The sequence below is a fragment of the Marinomonas sp. PE14-40 genome (genome assembly GCF_051623805.1).
Lineage (GTDB): Bacteria > Pseudomonadota > Gammaproteobacteria > Pseudomonadales > Marinomonadaceae > Marinomonas.
This window is the reverse complement of the sequence record NZ_CP130700.1, coordinates 3,609,143-3,627,500: the sequence shown is the minus strand read 5'-3', so window position 1 is coordinate 3,627,500 and position 18,358 is coordinate 3,609,143. Positions and strand designations below refer to the sequence as shown.

Genomic DNA, 18,358 nt, shown 5'->3' with positions numbered 1-18,358 from the left:
TCAATCACCGTAGTAATTAACAACTCGAATAACCTGCTGAAGTCTCTAGCGAGTGCCCACACAAATTATCTGATTAACTATTTTAAAGAGCGTCTGACTTACTAAACATTTTCTAAATAAGAGTGAACGTTTGTAGTTAGCTACTTGGTAGCTTGTCGGTGTAAGCTTTGTTTGCTACCCCGTGTCAGTGGATGCGTATAATATACATCTCAGATTTTATGGCAAGTACTTTCTCGAATATTTATCAATTAATCTCAAAAGTGATGATTAGATTAGCAGGGGTTTCAAATTTGGCCAGTTTTTATACAAAAAAAGCGAGTTTTGCTTTTAACTACAAGCAAAACTCGCTTTTTACTAGTCAGCTAGTGAACTAGTCTTCAGCTACTACCAACTTCGCGGCTTGCGCAGCTTCTTTACGACGCTTAAGTTCGTAAATAACAGCAATCACAACTGTTGTTAATATCATGATAAGCCCTAAAGCGTTTACGGCAGGTGTCAAACCTGTTCTTACTTTAGAAGCGATATAAACCGTTAAGGTAGTATCATAACCTTTCACGAATAATGTCGTGTTGTAGTTTTCAAATGACTGCAAGAAGGCAATTGCGGCAGCTGAGATAATAGCTGGCTTTAAGTACGGTAACAAAATACGGCGAAATGTTTGCCATTGGTTTGCTCCTAAACTTAATGCAGCATTTTCTAGCGTCCTATCAAAACGTTGTAACCTAGCTAATACCATCAACATAACGTAAGCGGCAATAAAGGTAGTTTGCGCAATGACCGTTAGCATAACCCCCCCACTCACACCCATACCTTTCCAGAATATCAATGTAGAAATACCAACTATGACACCAGGAGTTAATAAAGGCGACATCATCAAAGAATATAAAAAGGTTTTACCCTTGCCTTGATAAGTAGACAAGAACAAGGCACAACAAATACCAATAGGCACAGCGACAACTAGAACACCTGCGGCCACAATGACACTCGTCCAAAGTGCTTGCCACATGGCACCATCTTGAGCCAAAGCTTCAAACCACTTTAGAGTTGCACCCTTCCAAGGGGAAACAGTTGGGAAGCGACTATCATTAAAGGTTGCTGCTCCCATGATAATGAGAGGAATAAATAGGTAAGTAAAAAACACACCTATATAGAAGCGAATACCCCAACGCATAATGGTTTCTGATTTCATCGTGCGATATCTCCTAAACCAACTTTAAAGACACGCATTACCAATGCAATAAAACCAATACAGATAATCAAAAGTAAGAAGGCATACGCTGCACCTTGGTTCCAGTTACCACCTTCAAAGAACCAATTATAAATTATCTGAGTAAACCATCGACTACCTGGTGAACCAAGTAATGCCGGTACAGCGTAACTGCCTGCTGCCAACATAAACGTCATGATACAACCGGTTGCTATACCCGGTTTTGCATGAGGAATAATTACTCTATAGTGAGTTCTGATCCAACCCGCACCTAAACTTCTAGCGGCTTTAATTTGGTTCATGTCCAAACTTTCAATGGCATTGTAGATAGGGAATATCATGAAAAGAATATAGGCATAAACCATACCTATCATGACTCCAGTATCGCCAGACAAGAAACGAATAGGCCTATCAATGAAGCCCAATGCCAATAACATGGCATTTAGCGGTCCTTTATAGGCAAGAATAATGTACCAAGAGAAGGTTCTTAAAATTTCATTAATCCAAAAAGGAATAATTAAAAGAAGGATACATAATGCTGCTTGCCTAGGTGTCGCCACTTTTGCCAGATAAAAGGCCAAAGGGTAACTGACTAACAAGGTCAGTAAAGTCACTAACACACTCGACCAAATTGTTTTAGCAAAGATGGCAAGGTGAATCTGGTTACCAAACAGGGTTTCATAGTTTATAAGAGAGTAGGTATCTTTCGGACCACCTACTTCTCTAGGTAACAAGTTAGGTCTAAAGGAATAATCGACCATCAAGAACTGCGGCAATATAACAAGCACTATAAGCCACAGCATTATCATAGCGAGGATACCCAACGCCATGCCACCACCAAATCTTGCTTTTAGTTGGCTAAACATTCTCCCCCCTTGCAATTACCACTGCATCTTGGCTAATAAAGCCTAACTTAACCTTCGCACCAGCAACAAGATCAGCTGTATACTGCTCTGCACCAATTTGTACTGAGATAGATTGAGATCCCATTTGTGTATTTAGGGTAAGGTAAGAACCTTCAAAGTTAATTTCTGTGATGTTTGCCTCAAACCTAACATCACAACCTGCTTCTGCGGCTTGTCCAACACGAATCAGCTCAGGTCGGATAAATAAGTTAACGCTTTGACCTTTAGAAATAGCACCAATACCGCGACCAGTTAATAAACCTAGACCAGCGCAATTAACCGTTACATTACTGCCCTCTACGCCTTCCACCGAACCTGCAATCGCGTTGTTCTCGCCTACGAAAGAAGCTACAAACTCTGTTTTTGGTTCACGATACAGCGTAATAGGATCAGCAACCTGCTGTAGCTTACCGGCAGACATAACACCTACACGATCTGACATGGTTAATGCTTCACCTTGGTCGTGTGTAATATAGATAAAGGTAATGCCAGTTTTACGTTGAATATCTTTCAACTCTGTACGCATATGTTGGCGTAACTTTAAGTCTAAAGCTGATAATGGCTCATCAAGTAAAAGAACTTGTGGCTCTACTGCTAAAGCACGCGCAATCGCAATACGCTGTTTTTGTCCACCAGACAGTTCAGATACCTGTTTGGTACCGCTGCCATCTAGTGCAACCAATTCTAATAATCTATCTGAGGTTTTTTTACGTTCTGCTTTAGATACGCCACGCACCTCAAGACCAAATTCAATATTCTCAGCCACTGTCATAAGCGGGAACAAAGCGAGGTTTTGGAATATCATTGATGTTGGGCGTTTGTTAGCAGGTACACCACGCATGGCTTTACCACCAATTCTGACATCCCCTTCACTAGGGTCTAGAAAGCCACTAATCATGTTAAGTATGGTTGTTTTACCGCAACCAGATGGACCAAGAAAACTAAAAAACTCGCCTGATTCTATTTTTAAATCTGTTTTCTGAACGGCAGTGAAATCGCCAAAATTCATAACAACATTATCTAGGTGAACACTGCTATCCATTTTTTCTCTCTACTTTCATATACGCGAACCTGCTAAAAGCAATACGTTTTGCAGGTAAATAATAAGGGACAAAAAAAGCCCCCACCCCAAATTCTGGGCTAGGAGCTTTACTTAAAAGTTTCTATGCAGATAAGTAACGATCTTGGTATTCGTTACGCAAAGCCACATACCAAGGTTCTTGGATAGGCCACCACCATAGGTTTTTAAGTTCTTTCTCAGTGTATGAGTCTTGGAAAAACTGTTTAGTTGCTTCTGGTAGTAAAGCATCAGATCCTTTCGAAGTAGAGTTATAACCTGTCGACTCTACAAACATTGCGCCAGCTTCTGGTGTGTAGTACCAGTTAATGAATTCGTAAGCTGAGTCAACATTGTTAGCATTTTTAGGAATAACAAAACCTTCCATCCAAGCCAAAGCACCTTCTTTTGGTGCGGCATAAGCAACAGGCTCACCTTCTTGCTTAAGTTTGAACGCAGTACTATCCCAAGTTTGACCAATGATTGCACCATTAGTACGGAATGCACCTTGTGCTTCGTTTTCTGTCGACCAGTACTGAGCGATTGCAGCTTTGTGTTCAGTCGCTGTTTTCAAGATAACGTCGAAGTTCGCTCGCATTGCCTTTTCATTCTTATAAGAATCAAGTAGTGGATAAGGTAGTTTGCCCATGCTTTCAAGCCATAAACCTATACCAACCAATGCAGAGTGCCCACGTACGGTAACACCACCAGCATGCTCTGGTTTCCAAAGATCACCATAACTTAGGTTGTTACGATCAACTTTTGCGTAATCTGTGTTAAAAGCAATGGCCTCAGTACCCCAGTCAGAAGGGGCAAAGTAGCGTTTACCATCAACAATACCACCAACTTCTGAGCCTTTTACAGCACTCTCAAGGCAGCCGTCCCAGTTAACACGAGATGTGTCTAAAGGTTGAACTAGATCAAAATCAACATAACCAGGTACACGGTCTACTGTCGGCATAATAATGTCGAAGCCTGTACCGTCAGTTGCACGCAATGAGTTCATCAATTCGTCATTGGTACCATAAGGTGTGAAAGTTGCATTAATACCTGTTTTTGCTTTGAAGTCTGCAAGCATTTCATCTGTGATATAGCCGGCCCACGCATAAATGCGCAGCTCCTTGTTTGCTGCAACCGCTTTACTAATAGTAAAAGGTGTTGCCGCTACCGCGCCTGCTGCGGTCGCACTTTTAACAAAATTACGACGTGAAAGGGTCATGTTCTTACTCCGCTAAATCTTTATTATTAATATGGGATTGGACTTAAATCATTCTGTGTATTTAGGTCTGTTTAAACATTAACTGAACGCTCTTCTATCTTTAAACATTCATTTAATTATAAAAGAAGCTACAACACGATAATGACACTGAGATGAATTTGGAAGTCAATTTTGATATAAAAGTGAAAAAAAGCATAAATTGAAGTTATAAAAACCTATTATCAATTTGCGATATTCGACAATTTTTCTTCTATTTTGAAGATCTTATGTTCATTTCTCTTCAATAATCTTTGTTTTCAAATTTTTCGATTCTTCTTACTCTTTTCTTCGTGAATGTAACAAAACTGACATCTAGTTTTTATACATTACTTCACAATATCTTAATGTTTTGTAACATACGTAAACAAAGGGTAAGAATTTTGACAATTTCCCGTGTGACTAAAATAACGACTTTCACCTATCTTGTGATCACTAGCTTGCTAGCCTTAACCCTCACTTGGAGTATCCTGCAATTTCGTCAAACGATGGCGACAACCGATCAATATAATCAATTATTAACTCTGGCTAGCGTGTCACTGAAAGACAAGATTGAAAGTTATTTAAATTTTGGTGAAGCCACCAAACTGCAAGAATCAATCAACCTCATCAATACAGATATCAAACAGCAACTAACAGCACTACCTAACGAAATTCAAACTGACATAAATCCATTACTCGAAAGTATTAGCCTTAAATTAGATGGCGACATTCGTGCGGCAGGGAAACTGTCGGGAGATACCTTTGCTTTAATACGTAATAACCAACGTCAAATGTCACAAGCCATCGATACCTACTCAGACTTTATTCATCAGCCTCATACAAATCTAAGCTTGGCAGATAAAGTCACCTTGTTAGAGATGGACGCAAAACTTAAAAAGCACTTTATTAGTCTTAGCGATAATACCGAGCAATTCCTACAAGCCAATACAGCAAAGAACAAAGCAGCTTTAGCTTCTGAAGCAGACACCTTTTACAAAACGGTTAGTGCTATGTCTGCGTTACCAAATAATTTTTCCAATCAGGAAAAAGAGGAAGAAACAGATGATTTAAGTGCGTTAATGGGCTGGGCTGAAGAAGAGGAAAAAACAGAAAATCCAATCATAGAAATGCAGTCTGAGATTAGCTCTTGGGTTAATCGATACATGAAGGATGTAAATAACAGCTTGAGTGGTATTACTCATATGCAGAATGCGCAAGCAGATCTACGTGCTCAAGTAAGTAAACTACAAGCAAAACTTGAATTAGGTACCCAAGCTATCTCGATTCAATCAGAGCAAACTCAAGAGAAAATTATTTTTGCTTTTGCTTTGTTTATATTACTGATGGTGAGCGTAAGCGCCCTTACCCATCTATTCCTTTCTCGTATCGTTGTAAAAAGCGCTAAAAATCTTTTATCCGCTGTCACTTCTCTTGTTGAGACACAAAGCTCTGACCCCATCAATGTTGGTAAACAGAAAAATGAGTTATCTGAAACCGCTCATTATTTTAATCAATATTTGGCTTATGTTGAAAAGCAAAAACAGAAACGAGATAAAGAGCTGGCAAAAATTTCCGACTCCCTAAATAAAGTGCTAAATGCCTTCGATGACATTAATAGTCTTAATCAGGAATCAAACCATGAGTTAAGCAAAACCACGAGTATTACTGAGCAGGTAAATATTCTTGCTAATAAAGCAGAAGTAAGGGCTCAGGAAGTGGAAGGTTACGCCAGTGAAACTAGTCTTGCCATGCAAAGCAGTGTCGAACAAGCCCAAAGCCTGAAACAAGCAAACCAAATAGCAATGCAAACCTTAACCCAAAGCCGTCAATCTCTTAATGGCTTGGAAGATTCAGTCAATGATGCTTCATCAATTGTGTCTTCTATCCGAGATATTTCAGAACAAACTAACTTACTCGCTTTAAACGCAGCGATTGAAGCGGCACGAGCTGGCGAACACGGTAGAGGCTTTGCCGTTGTTGCTACAGAAGTACGTACCTTATCTAGCAAGACGCAGGATTCTTTAGGGGAAATCACCTCAATTCTTAGCCGCTTAACCTCTTCTACCCAGAATTTAAGCCAATCTCTGGATAAGATTGAATCAGCCAGTGATTCTCAAGTCAGCCTAACCGCACAACTGGGGGATTCTGCATTTGAGGTCAGTGAGAAATCGAAGCAATCTTCCGAGCTAGCTCAAAAGGCAACACGTTATGCAGCAGAGCAGAAAACTGAGATGCAATCACTTAATCACGCCATGTCCCAAGTAAAAGGCAAAGCCCACGAATCAGAACAGTTTTTAAATAAGGTTTCTGCCACTATTACTAAACGTGTAAATGAAATCTCTGTCAGCTTAGGTATTTAGCACTTAGAAATTTGGTTCTTAACATTAGCAAAAACAAAAAAAAGGGCGATCTAGATCGTCCTTTTTTATTTGCAATACTGACAGTTAGAACAAGATACGAGCGCGAACTGTACCTTCAACTTCTTTCACTTTTTCCAAAGCTAAGTCACTGTTTGCAGCATCAACATCCATCACCATATAACCAATGTTTTCACTGGTTCTTAGGTATTGGCCTGTGATGTTAATATTGTTATCAGAGAAGATGCCATTAATCTTAGTTAAGATTCCTGGGCGGTTCTCGTGAATGTGTAATAGACGATGATTACCATCTTGTGCTGGTAGCGCCACTTCAGGGAAGTTAACAGAAGCAATCGTTGTACCTACATCAGAATATTTAACTAGCTTTTCAGCCACTTCAACACCTATATTTTCTTGTGCTTCCATTGTGCTACCACCTACGTGAGGTGTCAGGATAACATTATCCAATCCACGTAAAGGCGAAACGAATTCGTCAGCATTACCTTTAGGCTCAACGGGGAATACATCAATTGCGGCACCATTTAAACGGCCTTCTCTCATGGCCGCAGCGAGTGCTTCAAGGTCTACCACTGTTCCGCGAGACGCATTCATGAAGATAGCTTCATCTTTCATGCGCGCAATCTCTTCAGCACCTATCATAAGTTTTGTAGATGCAGTCTCTGGTACATGCAAACTAATTACATCACAGGTAGACAATAACTTGTTCAGGCTTTTAATTTGACGCGCATTACCTAGAGGCAACTTAGTCACTATGTCATAGAAGTATACTTCCATTCCCAATGATTCAGCTAAGACACTCAACTGTGTTCCTATGCTACCGTAACCTATGATACCCAAGCGCTTACCGCGGGCTTCATAGGAACCAACAGCTGATTTCATCCATCCACCACGGTGACAAACCGCGCTTTTTTCTGGAATACCGCGTAATAATAGAATCAGTTGGCCTATAACTAATTCAGCAACACTACGGGTATTTGAGAAAGGTGCATTAAAGACGGCAATACCTTTCGCACTCGCTGCTTCTAAATTAACCTGGTTTGTTCCTATACAGAAACAACCTATGGCCATTAGCTTATTCGCGTGAGAAAGTACTTTCTCGTTCAATTGAGTACGGGAACGAATACCAATAAAGTGCGCTTCTTCGATTTTCTTGATTAGCTCATCTTCAGCCAACGCAGTTTTATGAAATTCTATATTGGTATAGCCTGCTTCATTAAGCGCATCTAATGCAGATTGATGCACGCCTTCTAGCAGTAAAATCTTAATCTTAGCTTTATCTAGTGAGGTGGTACTCATGACTTGTTTAACTTCTCTTCGTGGTGTGGGGAAAAATCACAAACATGTTAACACACAACATTGTATGTCGCAGACAAGATACTCGAATGTATTTCATTATGATAAGAAAATAATTAATACTGACTATTCAGCAAAACTAATTTGGCAGACACGGCCATATTAGAGTAAACTTATTGATCATATATTGTACAAAATGGCATTCTCATGGAAACTGGCATCCTACCTATAGCTGATAGATCGACGCTTGCGAGCCCGCAAAGCTTAGACTCGCTTAATGTCGGCACGCCAAATTCCAATACCAATCTTTCGTCCCCTTCGAGTACTATTGGCAGCCCAGATGTTAGAGTCGAGCTTTCTGCTGCAGGCAGACAATTAGCACAAGAAACGCTAGAAAGAGAGACAGTTCAAAGCAGCCAACAAAGCGAAGCATTTAGAGCTGAAATATCACAGACAGAAAAAAGCATAACCCAAAGCTTTAGAACGATAGAAATTAGTGAAGAAAGGTACGCTAACGCAGGGAATACAGAGCTTAGTGATTCTCAAACTGATAATGACCAAACCTTAAACATCGGCACACAAGAAGAGTTAAGACTTGAATCCGGACAGGTAAGAACACAAGCACCAGATGAAGCACCAAGACCAGAACCAAGAAGAGAAGAACCAGAGAGAAGTGAAAGCCGTACAGCGGAGAGCTCACCTCCACCCGTTCAATCCAGCCCAAATAACACCAGCAGAAGTGCCAGCGTGGTGACTCAATACAATATAAGCCCTGAGTCAGCACTAGGTCAGTCAATTAGTACACGAGCTTAACTCTAATCACAAACATAAAAAAAGCGACTATGAGTCGCTTTTTTTATGTCTTATCTGTGACCCTAAGATCGACGTACCAAATACACGCCCGTCTCGATATGATGAGTATAAGGGAATTGATCAAATACAGCGTAACGCTCAACTTTATGAGTGTCCGATAGCGCTTCTAAATTCGCTTTCAGTGTTTCAGGGTTACAGGAAATATAAAGAATCTTATCAACCTTACGAATTAACTCAACAGTATCAGAGTCTAACCCAGCTCTAGGAGGGTCAACTAACACAACACTTGGCTCTAGACTTTCCATACCCGCTTGAACCAGTTGCTTTGGCAGTTCAGTTTGGCCATTTAATGCAGCAGACACATCCTCACTCGCCATCTTCACGACTTGTACATTCGACATGCCATTGATAGCAATATTCAACTGAGCTGAATTCACTGAAACTTTGGAGATTTCTGTCGCGACGACACGATCAAAGCGACGTGCTAATGGAATCGAGAAATTGCCATTACCGCAGTACATTTCTAACAAATCACCAGATTCATTTTGAGTAACATCAAGCGCCCAGCTCAACATAGATTCATTAATACCTGCATTAGGCTGGGTGAAGCTATTTTCAACTTGCTGATAATGATATTTCTTACCGTTTATCGTTAAAGTTTCCATAACAAAGTCACGGGTTAAGATCATTTTCTTCTTACGGCTACGGCCAATAAAGTGACAATGAGGGAAAGCTTCATTCAAGGTTTGTGCCGCAGCAAACCACTCTTCGTCAATCGGCTTATGGTAAAGCATGCTAATTAAAGCTTCGCCGGTTTGCGTTGTCAGAAAGTCTACTTGAAACAGCTTATGACGTAGCACTGGCACTGTTTTAACAGCATCTAACAAAGCAGGCATCAATTCATTAATCATTAATGAAGCAACCGGGAATTGATCAACACGGATTGGCGTTCTTGGATCATTCGAATCGAACATGGCGTAATACATGTCATCACCATCATGCCAGATACGAAACTCTGCACGCATACGATAGTGACTTGCTTCACTTTCAAAAATTTCAGCAGCAGGTAAATCCAACGTCGCCATAAGTTCGTCAAGACGACTGATTTTTTCGGCCAATTGTGGCTGATATTGATCGATTTGAATTTGATCCGGTCTCATGCGTTTTCCAAGTAGTCAGGTGATGTTATTAGGCGCGGAATTATACGAGTTCCCTAAAGACAATGCGAATCTAGTTAAGGGAACCCGTTATGAAAAGATTAAGAAGGGTTAATTTAGTGCACTTAGCATTTCACGAACCATAGCGGAGGAGTTTTTAGCTGCGACAACAAGAAATTCTTCGAAGCTTTGTGATGACTCTTTACCCGCAATATCAGATAAGGCGCGAACAACGACAAAAGGCGTTTCAAACTTAACGCACACTTGTGCAACTGCCGCGGCTTCCATTTCAACTGCAAGTAATTCAGGGAAGTCAGCTCTCACTTTTTCTACTCGCACTGGATCTTGCATAAAGCTATCACCTGTACCGATAAGACCGACTTCTGCTTTAACTAAATCAAGTCTAGCGACAGCCGCTTTAGCTTCAGTAATTAACGCATTATCAGCGGCATAAGTTGCAGGCATGCCTGGCACTTGGCCCATACTGTAACCAAAGACAGTCACATCAACGTCGTGGTGACAAACTTGATCAGAAATGACGACATCACCCACGTTTAGACTTTGTGCATAACCGCCAGCAGAGCCAATGTTAATCACTTTTGAAGGCGCGAACTTTGACAGAAGCAAAGTGGTAGAAACTGCTGCATTTACTTTACCAATGCCAGATTGAAGTAGTACCACTTCCTTACCATCTAGCTGTCCTAGATAAAACTCACAACCCGCAATAGACTGGGTTTCAAGGTTTGTCATCCACCCTTTTATTAAGGCAACTTCTTCTTCCATTGCGCCGATGATACCGACCAAACTCATATATTACTCCTCAAACAGGGCGATTTTATTATGAACAAATTCAACTAGAGATTTCACTTGTTCTTTACGATAAGGTTTTTTCATTTGATATTGATTAACCCCAGAACTTGAGGCCGAGCTCAAAGACACTATCATAAGGTTAGGGTGCTCTTTTCTTAACCAAACAATGTGCTCATTATCCACGTCATCCAACAAGAGAACGGCTTTAACCTTTTGATGGCTAAATAGTGATAAATGCCCCTCTAAAGAAGGCACCAAATAAGGGGATATTTTAAGCTGGGTTAACTCTTCATACAATATAGCGCGACTGATACTCGAGCCACCCACAACCAGCCAAGCATCATCATCGGCCAAGCAGTCCTGCAAAGCGATGCTATCTAGGCTCAGAATCGGCTCAATAAATCGTGCTAGGCTATATTCATGAGCACAAGCGGAGAAGTTTGGATAACCATCTATCTCATGTTTATCTTGATTCCCCACCCAAGCAACCGGAATTCTCTGACGTGCCAATCGAGTTTTTAAAATAGCAGGCAACTCTCGCCACTCTGGCTGTAATTCGTCATAAGCAATTAATAAGATATCTATTTCATCAGTGCTGCCCACTTCGGTAAAGAAACTTTCTGCCGAAGAAAAAGCATGTACCGAACAATTCAGCTTTTTCAATACCGCTTCAACCTGATTAGCCATTGCATAATCATTTGCGAGCCATGCCACTTTAATATGATCAGGCAAATTAATACGGCCTAACGGCGTTTCTCCTAGAGGATAAACAATTGAAATTTGATTAGTTTTAATCCGTTTAGCTTCTATACCTAAACGCCCGCAAATGGTTTTATTTAGCCAAGCAAAAATAGGCCTGGTATCACTGATACCTACCACTTCAAAGCGTAATTGATTTTCAGTTACACAAATTGAAAGCCTTTTCTCTTCAATTAACTCACTAGCATGTACAGACATAACAAGAGCGTTAATTAATAAACCTAAATCTGTACTCCAACGACTTTGAACCAATGCAGAAGCTAGGTCACATTCAATCTTGAGATAACCAAAGCGCCCCAAGTTACAAGGGGTCAATAAGAGACGTTGTTGCAACAAGTCACCCAATGTAATTTGATCCATGCTGGTTGGCTCATTCAGCAACTCCCTTAAGCAAGTAATAATCGCTTTTTGCCAGTTTCTAGCTTCTACAAAAGACTCGGTATCAAAAAATACGATTTGGTGATTAATCTCGTTTAATATAAGGTCTATTTCAACTGAGCTTGATGGCCCATAACTTTCAACTTTTAATTCATTTAGCTGCCATTCAAGCTGCTGAATATGAGTCACATCATGCCCTATCAAAGCGACACCTCGATAGTGACTATCTGTCATATAGGGAATGAGCTGCCACTGATAAATGCTATTTACATTTGGAATCGTTAACTCAAACTCAATGCCCACTTCACCTTTAAGCGCTTTTTGCAGCGCTTGATGGCAAGCAACAGGCATAAAATCGAATACTGTTCGACCACGATTACTTTCCGAGAATAACGTGCTCGCTTTATGATTTATATTTTGTACCAAAGCCACATCATCACAAAAAATGATGGCCGCATTGGACGCATCCATTAATAAATTGAATCGGCTTAACTGATTACTGACCTGAGCACTCTTATCATTCATTTTACGCTGCAAGTGTCTTAGCTCAATGAACTCTGACTCATCATCAGAATCTAGCCCCAACTCAAACATATGTAGAGCGTGGTTAAATAAACGCTGTGATAATTGAACTAGAACAAAATATAAAAGAAACAAGCCTATGCTAAAGAAAACCATCCAATACAGATATCTTTGCCAAACGGTACTCGAGCTTGTCACCTCTTTTGCGATTTGCAGATCAAACGCCAAGCCTTCTTTGACAATTTGTAAATCAGCACGATAAAAGTTTAACTTTAAATTTTCAGGTAACGACAAATGACGTTCAGATAGCAGAATATCTTGTTCTGGGGATAAAAGTTTAATTTCATCAATTTCAGCACTTTTCAACAATCGGTTGGCTAAAGTGACATTGTTATTGAGGGAAATGAAGCCATACAAATAGCCTTTCCAGTCCCCATCTAAACTCACAATTTTTTTCTTATTAATCAGGATGCTTGCACCATCTTGAGTTTGCTGTAAGGTCCAACGCCCTAATTTAGACTTAGAGATAAGCCTGTCTATTGAGTCTTGAGTAAACAGATGAGTTCTAGGGTCGAGAATATTGCCTTGTTCAGCCCACTCCACATAAAAGAAATCTAAGCTGCCAAACAAAAACTCATCATGCCGATCAAATAATCGACCTAAATCTAGATCCATTTCTTCTTCTGTATTTAACAAGACTTGCACTGTACTGCTTAACTCATATTCCGCACTTAATAAGAAGCCATGCAATGCTTGAGATACAGTAAAATGCCTGACAGCCAGATCGGCTTGGTTATCTCGCTCAATCTGTTCTTTGGTAACAAACAAAAATACAATCGCCACCAAAATATAAACAAACATCAACACAAGAGCGATTTGCATCCTATGCCTTTTTCTGAGGCTTACCGCGACTTTATCCATTGCCATAATATCAATTCCCTTTAACGAGTCAGTGGCGATACCGCAGAAATTAATGCGGAAGAAGGAATATAAAGTTTAGGCAAATCATGCCCAGTTAAATCAGATTGAATCGTTTCTGCTATCACAAAACTAAACTCTTTTACATCTTTCTCTAGGGTCACTATCAAGGTTCCCTTATCTAAGGCCTTTTGCTCTTGTGATGTATAACGCCAGCTGTTTGTTGCAAGTTTAAGGCCTTTCTCATTGACAGCTTTCAATACCCCTGCAGCAATAGCAGAGGAGCAACTAAAGATAAACTCCGTTTTCTTCTTGTTACCAAACGTTTTTACCACATATTTATAGGTGTCTAATTCAGTCGCATCAGAATAGAAAATTTTAGAAAGCTTACGACCACGTGAATGCATAGCATCAATAAAAGCATCACAGCGTGTCTGGTTCACATAGCCTGCTGGCAACATAATAGCCGATATCTTAGTTTCTAAAGGGTAAATAGAGTCGATATATTGAGCAAATCGACGTGCGATTGCTCTATCATCTAAACCCACATACATTAAAGGCGGAGAATTTAGCCAAGAAATAACAGGTGTGGCAGCATCAAATACAATGACTTTCGTTTGATCTTTTATCAGCACTTGCTCAATGAGCTTACGATTTACCGACGAAGTTAAGGAAGAGATCAAATAGTCAGGTTGAAACGCCAAGCCTTGTTTAAAGCGCTTAATATATTCTTGGTAGCTGCTGCCTTCATCATACTGAATCACCATCAATTGATAATCCAGTTTCAGCGCCTTCATTCTTTGTTTAAACAACTCGATAGCAGGGAAGGCTTTTCTCGCCTGAAAAGCATTAGAAATGACCCACATGACTCGAATACTTCTTTCCTGAACAACAGAGTTAGGTGTCGGGCTAGCTTTTACTTTAAGTGACAGCTGCTCCATCAAAGGCCATTGATAAGGAAACTGAGAGAAAAAGGCCTGATTCGTTAGAACGGAAGAGTTCGTACTTTGAGGAAAAGCGTTAGCAGCCTGAACAAACAAGCAAAAAACAACCAATAGGCGCAGTATAAAGATAATATTATCCTCACAAGATCAAAGCTCCTTGCTGGCTGGAGCTCCCTAGATTAAGTTTTAATACAGCCAGAATGAATAATAATACCAAGTGAGCACCCTCTTGGTAAGCCGGGTAAAGCTAGAGCACAAAGATAATCAATCGCTTACTGACCTAAAGCCAGCAATATTAAACGAGGATAAAGAGAAAGGATCGGTTTTGATCAGGACTCAAGAAATATAAAATCATTCTCTACAGACAAAAAAACCAATACTTAAAAGCATCGGTTTCTTTGCTCTTTAAAAGGTAATGGCTTGATATTGAGGAGGTGACTCGACTTGTCTTTCATAAAAGGTCACGTCGTAAAGTACGATACCTAAAACTACTTACGTCTAAAAGCAGCGACACCAAATCTACTCAACTCATTTTCTACAAACGAAAAAAAACGATACTTAAAAAGCATCGGCTTTTTGAATTCGTGGCATTGGAAGGAAGACTCGACTTGTCTTTCATAAAAAGCCACGTCGTAAAACACTCATATCTAAAACCAGCCCTCAAATCAAATCTATTTTCTACAGACGAAAAAAAACCGATACTTAAAAAGTATCGGTTTTTTCGAATTCTTGGTGCGGAAGGAGAGACTCGAACTCTCACGCCCTAAAGCACTGGTACCTAAAACCAGCGTGTCTACCAATTCCACCACTCCCGCAAAGAGTGGGCGAGATTATAGGTTAGTTTGAATTTCAGTCAAGCCTTTTGTGAAAAATAGTTGAATTATTTTCCAAACTACTCAATGCCTAATAATTCAACCCCCCTCCCCTCTCTTTATAAAGAAAAACTGACACTTAAAAAAAATCAGTTTCTTTGATCTTTAAAGGCAATTGCTTGGTGCGGAAAGAGAGACTCGATTTGCCATAAATAAAAAGCCACGCCGTAAAGCACTGGTGTCTAAAACCAGCCCCCAAATCAAATCTATTTTCTACAGACGAAAAAAAAACCGACACTTAAAAAGTATCGGCTTTTTTGAATTCGTGGCATTGGAAGGAAGATTCGACTTGTCTTCCATAAAAAGCCACGTCGTAAAGCACTGGTATCTAAAACAAGCCCCAAAATCAAATCTATTTTCTACAGACGAAAAAAAACCGACACTTAAAAAGTATCGGTTTTTTCGAATTCTTGGTGCGGAAGGAGAGACTCGAACTCTCACGCCGTAAAGCACTGGTACCTAAAACCAGCGTGTCTACCAATTCCACCACTCCCGCAAGGAATGGCGAGCATTATATGCAAGTCAGATTCTTCGTCAATAGTTTTTTGCAATTTTCATGAAAAAACATTCAAAAAAGTTCTTACTTAGCGAATACTTACACCATACATCAAGATTTAAAATTTACGACCATTCGCGTATTCACCACGCTCATAGCGTACAGCCATTTCTTCAAGGTCAATAGTACGAATACGAGACGCTTGACCAGCACTACCAAATGCTTCATAACGATCAATACAAACTGTCTTCATTGCTTTAATGCTTTCAGTTAAATATTTACGTGGGTCAAAGTTACCTTTGTGCTCTGCAAGGCTACGACGAATCGCACCAGTAGCTGCTAGACGTAAATCCGTATCGATATTGACTTTACGTACACCATAACGAATCGCTTTAACAATCTCTTCTACTGGTACACCGTAAGTTTCTGGGATATCACCACCATACTCGTTGATAATTTCTAACCAGTCTTGTGGCACAGAAGAAGAACCGTGCAATACGATATGTGTATTTGGCAACAATTCAACGATTTTGCTGATACGTTCGATATCAAGTACATCGCCTGTTGGTGGACGTGTAAACTTGTAAGCACCATGACTAGTACCAATTGCTACAGCCAAAGCATCAATACCCGTTGCATTAACAAACTCAACGGCTTCTGCAGGGTCTGTTAGCATCTGAGCAAGAGACAATGTCCCTTCAGCACCAACACCGTCTTCTTCTCCGGCCTGACCTGTTTCTAATGAACCAAGGCAACCTAGCTCACCTTCTACAGATACACCACAGGCATGAGCAAATTCAACAGTACGACGAGTTACATCAACATTATATTCATAGCTTGCTGGTGTTTTACCATTTGCTAACAAAGAGCCGTCCATCATAACTGATGAGAAACCTAGCTGAATTGAGCGTTGGCAAATAGCAGGAGAAGTACCGTGATCCTGGTGCATAACAACAGGAATATGTGGGTAGTCTTCAATTGCCGCAGCAATAAGATGACGCAAGAAGTGAGAGCCAGCATATTTACGAGCACCAGCAGATGCTTGCATGATAACAGGTGAATTTACTTCATCTGCGGCTTCCATGATTGCTTTAACTTGTTCCATGTTGTTCACGTTAAACGCGGGTAGACCATAGCTATGTTCTGCTGCATGGTCCAACAACTGGCGCATACTAATTAGTGGCATAAAAGTTTCCTCTGACAATACGTCCGTAAGACATTAATAATGAGCTAAGTTTAATTTTATGACTCTCTAGTGTTTCTAGCTTTATATGATACGTTGCCACATAAAGTTGGCTTTCGCCTTATAATTGTAACTCTTACTGCTAACGTCACTATGTCAATGAGATAGCAGCATAATTTCTATAATTAGAACAAGCTTAAGCGCGAGACTCAAGCATAGCAACAGCAGGTAAGACCTTGCCTTCAACAAACTCTAAGAAAGCACCACCGCCAGTAGAAATATATGAAACTTTATCCTGTATTTCATACTTATCAACGGCAGCCAAAGTATCACCACCACCAGCAATAGAGAAACCTGAACTATTAGCAATTGCCATAGATAAGGTTTTAGTCCCTTCACCAAACTGATCAATTTCAAATACGCCTACAGGACCATTCCAAATAATGGTTTGAGAATCATCTAAAAGTCCTGCTAATGTTGCAGCAGTTTTTGGACCAATATCCAAAATCATGTCATCTTCCGCAACATCTGCAACATTCTTAATAGTTGCTTCTGCACTTGCTGAAAACTCTTTTGCTACCACAACATCTTCAGGAATTGGAATGGACGTTTTTTCCATCAGCGCTTTGGCTTGAGGGATTAAATCTTTTTCATATAAAGACTTACCCACTGGAAAACCAGCTGCTGCAAGAAAAGTATTCGCAATACCACCACCAACAATTAACTGATCAACCTTATCAGACAAAGATTCAAGCACAGTTAGCTTAGTTGATACTTTAGAGCCACCTACAATAGCAGCCATAGGGCGCTTAGGTTGCGCTAACGCTTTTTCAAGTGCATCTAATTCAGCCGCTAAAAGCGGACCAGCACAGGCAATAGGTGCATATTTAGCTACACCATGTGTAGAGGCTTGGGCTCTGTGTGCTGTACCAAATGCATCCATAACAAACACATCACATAATGCAGCCATTTTTTGCGCTAGAGCATCGTTGTCTTTCTTCTCACCGGAGTTAAAACGAACGTTTTCCACTAGCACAATTTGCCCAGCTTCAACCTCAACCCCATCTAACCAATCCTTCTGCAGAGGAACATCTTGTCCTAATAACTTAGACAGATGATTCGCCACAGGTTGCATAGAATAAGCTTCTTCGTATTCACCTTCTGTTGGCCTGCCTAGATGAGACATAACAATCACTTTAGCACCAGCTTCTAAAGCATGCTGGATAGTCGGTAACGCGGCACGAATACGTGCATCACTGGTTACTACACCATCTTTTACTGGCACATTTAAATCTTCACGTATTAGAACTTTTTTCCCGCTTAAATCAAGATCTAACATTTTTATGACTGTCATTGTTGCTCCTAGTAAAAAGTAAGTTATCTTTACGTTGTCGTTATTATGTTAAATAACGATCAGTAAGCAAGGTGA

13 protein-coding genes and 2 tRNA genes are annotated in these 18,358 nt (G+C 40.3%); 2 read left to right on the top strand and 13 right to left on the bottom strand.

Annotation, left to right across the window (positions count from 1 at the left end):
* Window positions 1-370: 370 nt before the first annotated feature.
* The 4 genes from Q0A08_RS16775 to Q0A08_RS16760 all read right to left on the bottom strand — a co-directional run bounded on the left by Q0A08_RS16775 (window position 371) and on the right by Q0A08_RS16760 (window position 4,388).
* Entirely contained in the window at window positions 371-1,189 is an 819-nt protein-coding gene (locus Q0A08_RS16775) for an ABC transporter permease (RefSeq protein WP_438462661.1), read from the bottom strand.
* Window positions 1,186-2,073, bottom strand: coding sequence for an ABC transporter permease (locus Q0A08_RS16770; protein WP_438462660.1), 888 nt, complete (start codon window positions 2,071-2,073; stop codon window positions 1,186-1,188). The genes Q0A08_RS16775 and Q0A08_RS16770 overlap by 4 nt, the downstream gene beginning before the upstream one ends.
* The gene (locus Q0A08_RS16765; protein ID WP_438462659.1) at window positions 2,066-3,154 is read right to left on the bottom strand and encodes an ABC transporter ATP-binding protein; all 1,089 of its coding nucleotides are present in this window, start codon (window positions 3,152-3,154) and stop codon (window positions 2,066-2,068) included. The genes Q0A08_RS16770 and Q0A08_RS16765 overlap by 8 nt, the downstream gene beginning before the upstream one ends.
* A gap of 121 nt (window positions 3,155-3,275) precedes the next feature.
* On the bottom strand, window positions 3,276-4,388 hold the full coding sequence (locus Q0A08_RS16760) for an extracellular solute-binding protein (protein WP_438462658.1): 1,113 nt from the start codon (window positions 4,386-4,388) through the stop codon (window positions 3,276-3,278).
* A gap of 419 nt (window positions 4,389-4,807) precedes the next feature.
* Here Q0A08_RS16760 and Q0A08_RS16755 point away from each other — a divergent pair, with 419 nt between their 5' ends.
* The gene (locus tag Q0A08_RS16755; protein ID WP_438462657.1) at window positions 4,808-6,766 is read left to right on the top strand and encodes a methyl-accepting chemotaxis protein; all 1,959 of its coding nucleotides are present in this window, start codon (window positions 4,808-4,810) and stop codon (window positions 6,764-6,766) included.
* An 84-nt stretch (window positions 6,767-6,850) separates the two neighbouring features.
* On the opposite strand, the gene serA is transcribed toward Q0A08_RS16755, so the two are convergent.
* Window positions 6,851-8,080, bottom strand: a complete 1,230-nt coding sequence (gene serA, locus Q0A08_RS16750) for a phosphoglycerate dehydrogenase (RefSeq protein WP_438462656.1) — start codon at window positions 8,078-8,080, stop codon at window positions 6,851-6,853.
* A gap of 204 nt (window positions 8,081-8,284) precedes the next feature.
* Between serA and Q0A08_RS16745 the strand changes: the two genes are divergently transcribed.
* The gene (locus Q0A08_RS16745) at window positions 8,285-8,890 is read left to right on the top strand and encodes a hypothetical protein (RefSeq protein ID WP_438462655.1); all 606 of its coding nucleotides are present in this window, start codon (window positions 8,285-8,287) and stop codon (window positions 8,888-8,890) included.
* 62 nt (window positions 8,891-8,952) lie between these two features.
* Here the strand turns inward: Q0A08_RS16745 and trmA are convergent, their stop codons facing one another.
* The 8 genes from trmA to Q0A08_RS16705 form a co-directional block, all read right to left on the bottom strand.
* Window positions 8,953-10,050 carry a tRNA (uridine(54)-C5)-methyltransferase TrmA gene (gene trmA, locus Q0A08_RS16740; protein ID WP_438462654.1) on the bottom strand — a complete coding sequence of 366 codons (1,098 nt, stop codon included), beginning with the start codon at window positions 10,048-10,050 and terminating at the stop codon, window positions 8,953-8,955.
* A gap of 108 nt (window positions 10,051-10,158) precedes the next feature.
* Window positions 10,159-10,857, bottom strand: coding sequence for a 5'-methylthioadenosine/S-adenosylhomocysteine nucleosidase (gene mtnN / locus Q0A08_RS16735; protein WP_438462653.1), 699 nt, complete (start codon window positions 10,855-10,857; stop codon window positions 10,159-10,161).
* A 3-nt stretch (window positions 10,858-10,860) separates the two neighbouring features.
* Window positions 10,861-13,443 carry a hypothetical protein gene (locus Q0A08_RS16730; protein WP_438462652.1) on the bottom strand — a complete coding sequence of 861 codons (2,583 nt, stop codon included), beginning with the start codon at window positions 13,441-13,443 and terminating at the stop codon, window positions 10,861-10,863.
* A 14-nt stretch (window positions 13,444-13,457) separates the two neighbouring features.
* Window positions 13,458-14,474, bottom strand: coding sequence for a substrate-binding domain-containing protein (locus tag Q0A08_RS16725; protein WP_438462651.1), 1,017 nt, complete (start codon window positions 14,472-14,474; stop codon window positions 13,458-13,460).
* Between the two features lie 634 nt (window positions 14,475-15,108).
* A tRNA-Leu gene (locus Q0A08_RS16720) sits at window positions 15,109-15,193 on the bottom strand.
* Between the two features lie 468 nt (window positions 15,194-15,661).
* Window positions 15,662-15,746, bottom strand: a tRNA-Leu gene (locus Q0A08_RS16715).
* A gap of 118 nt (window positions 15,747-15,864) precedes the next feature.
* Complete coding sequence (fba, locus tag Q0A08_RS16710; RefSeq protein WP_438462650.1) at window positions 15,865-16,932, bottom strand: class II fructose-bisphosphate aldolase; 1,068 nt, start codon at window positions 16,930-16,932, stop codon at window positions 15,865-15,867.
* Between the two features lie 193 nt (window positions 16,933-17,125).
* Entirely contained in the window at window positions 17,126-18,283 is a 1,158-nt protein-coding gene (locus Q0A08_RS16705; RefSeq protein ID WP_438462649.1) for a phosphoglycerate kinase, read from the bottom strand.
* Window positions 18,284-18,358 lie beyond the last annotated feature (75 nt).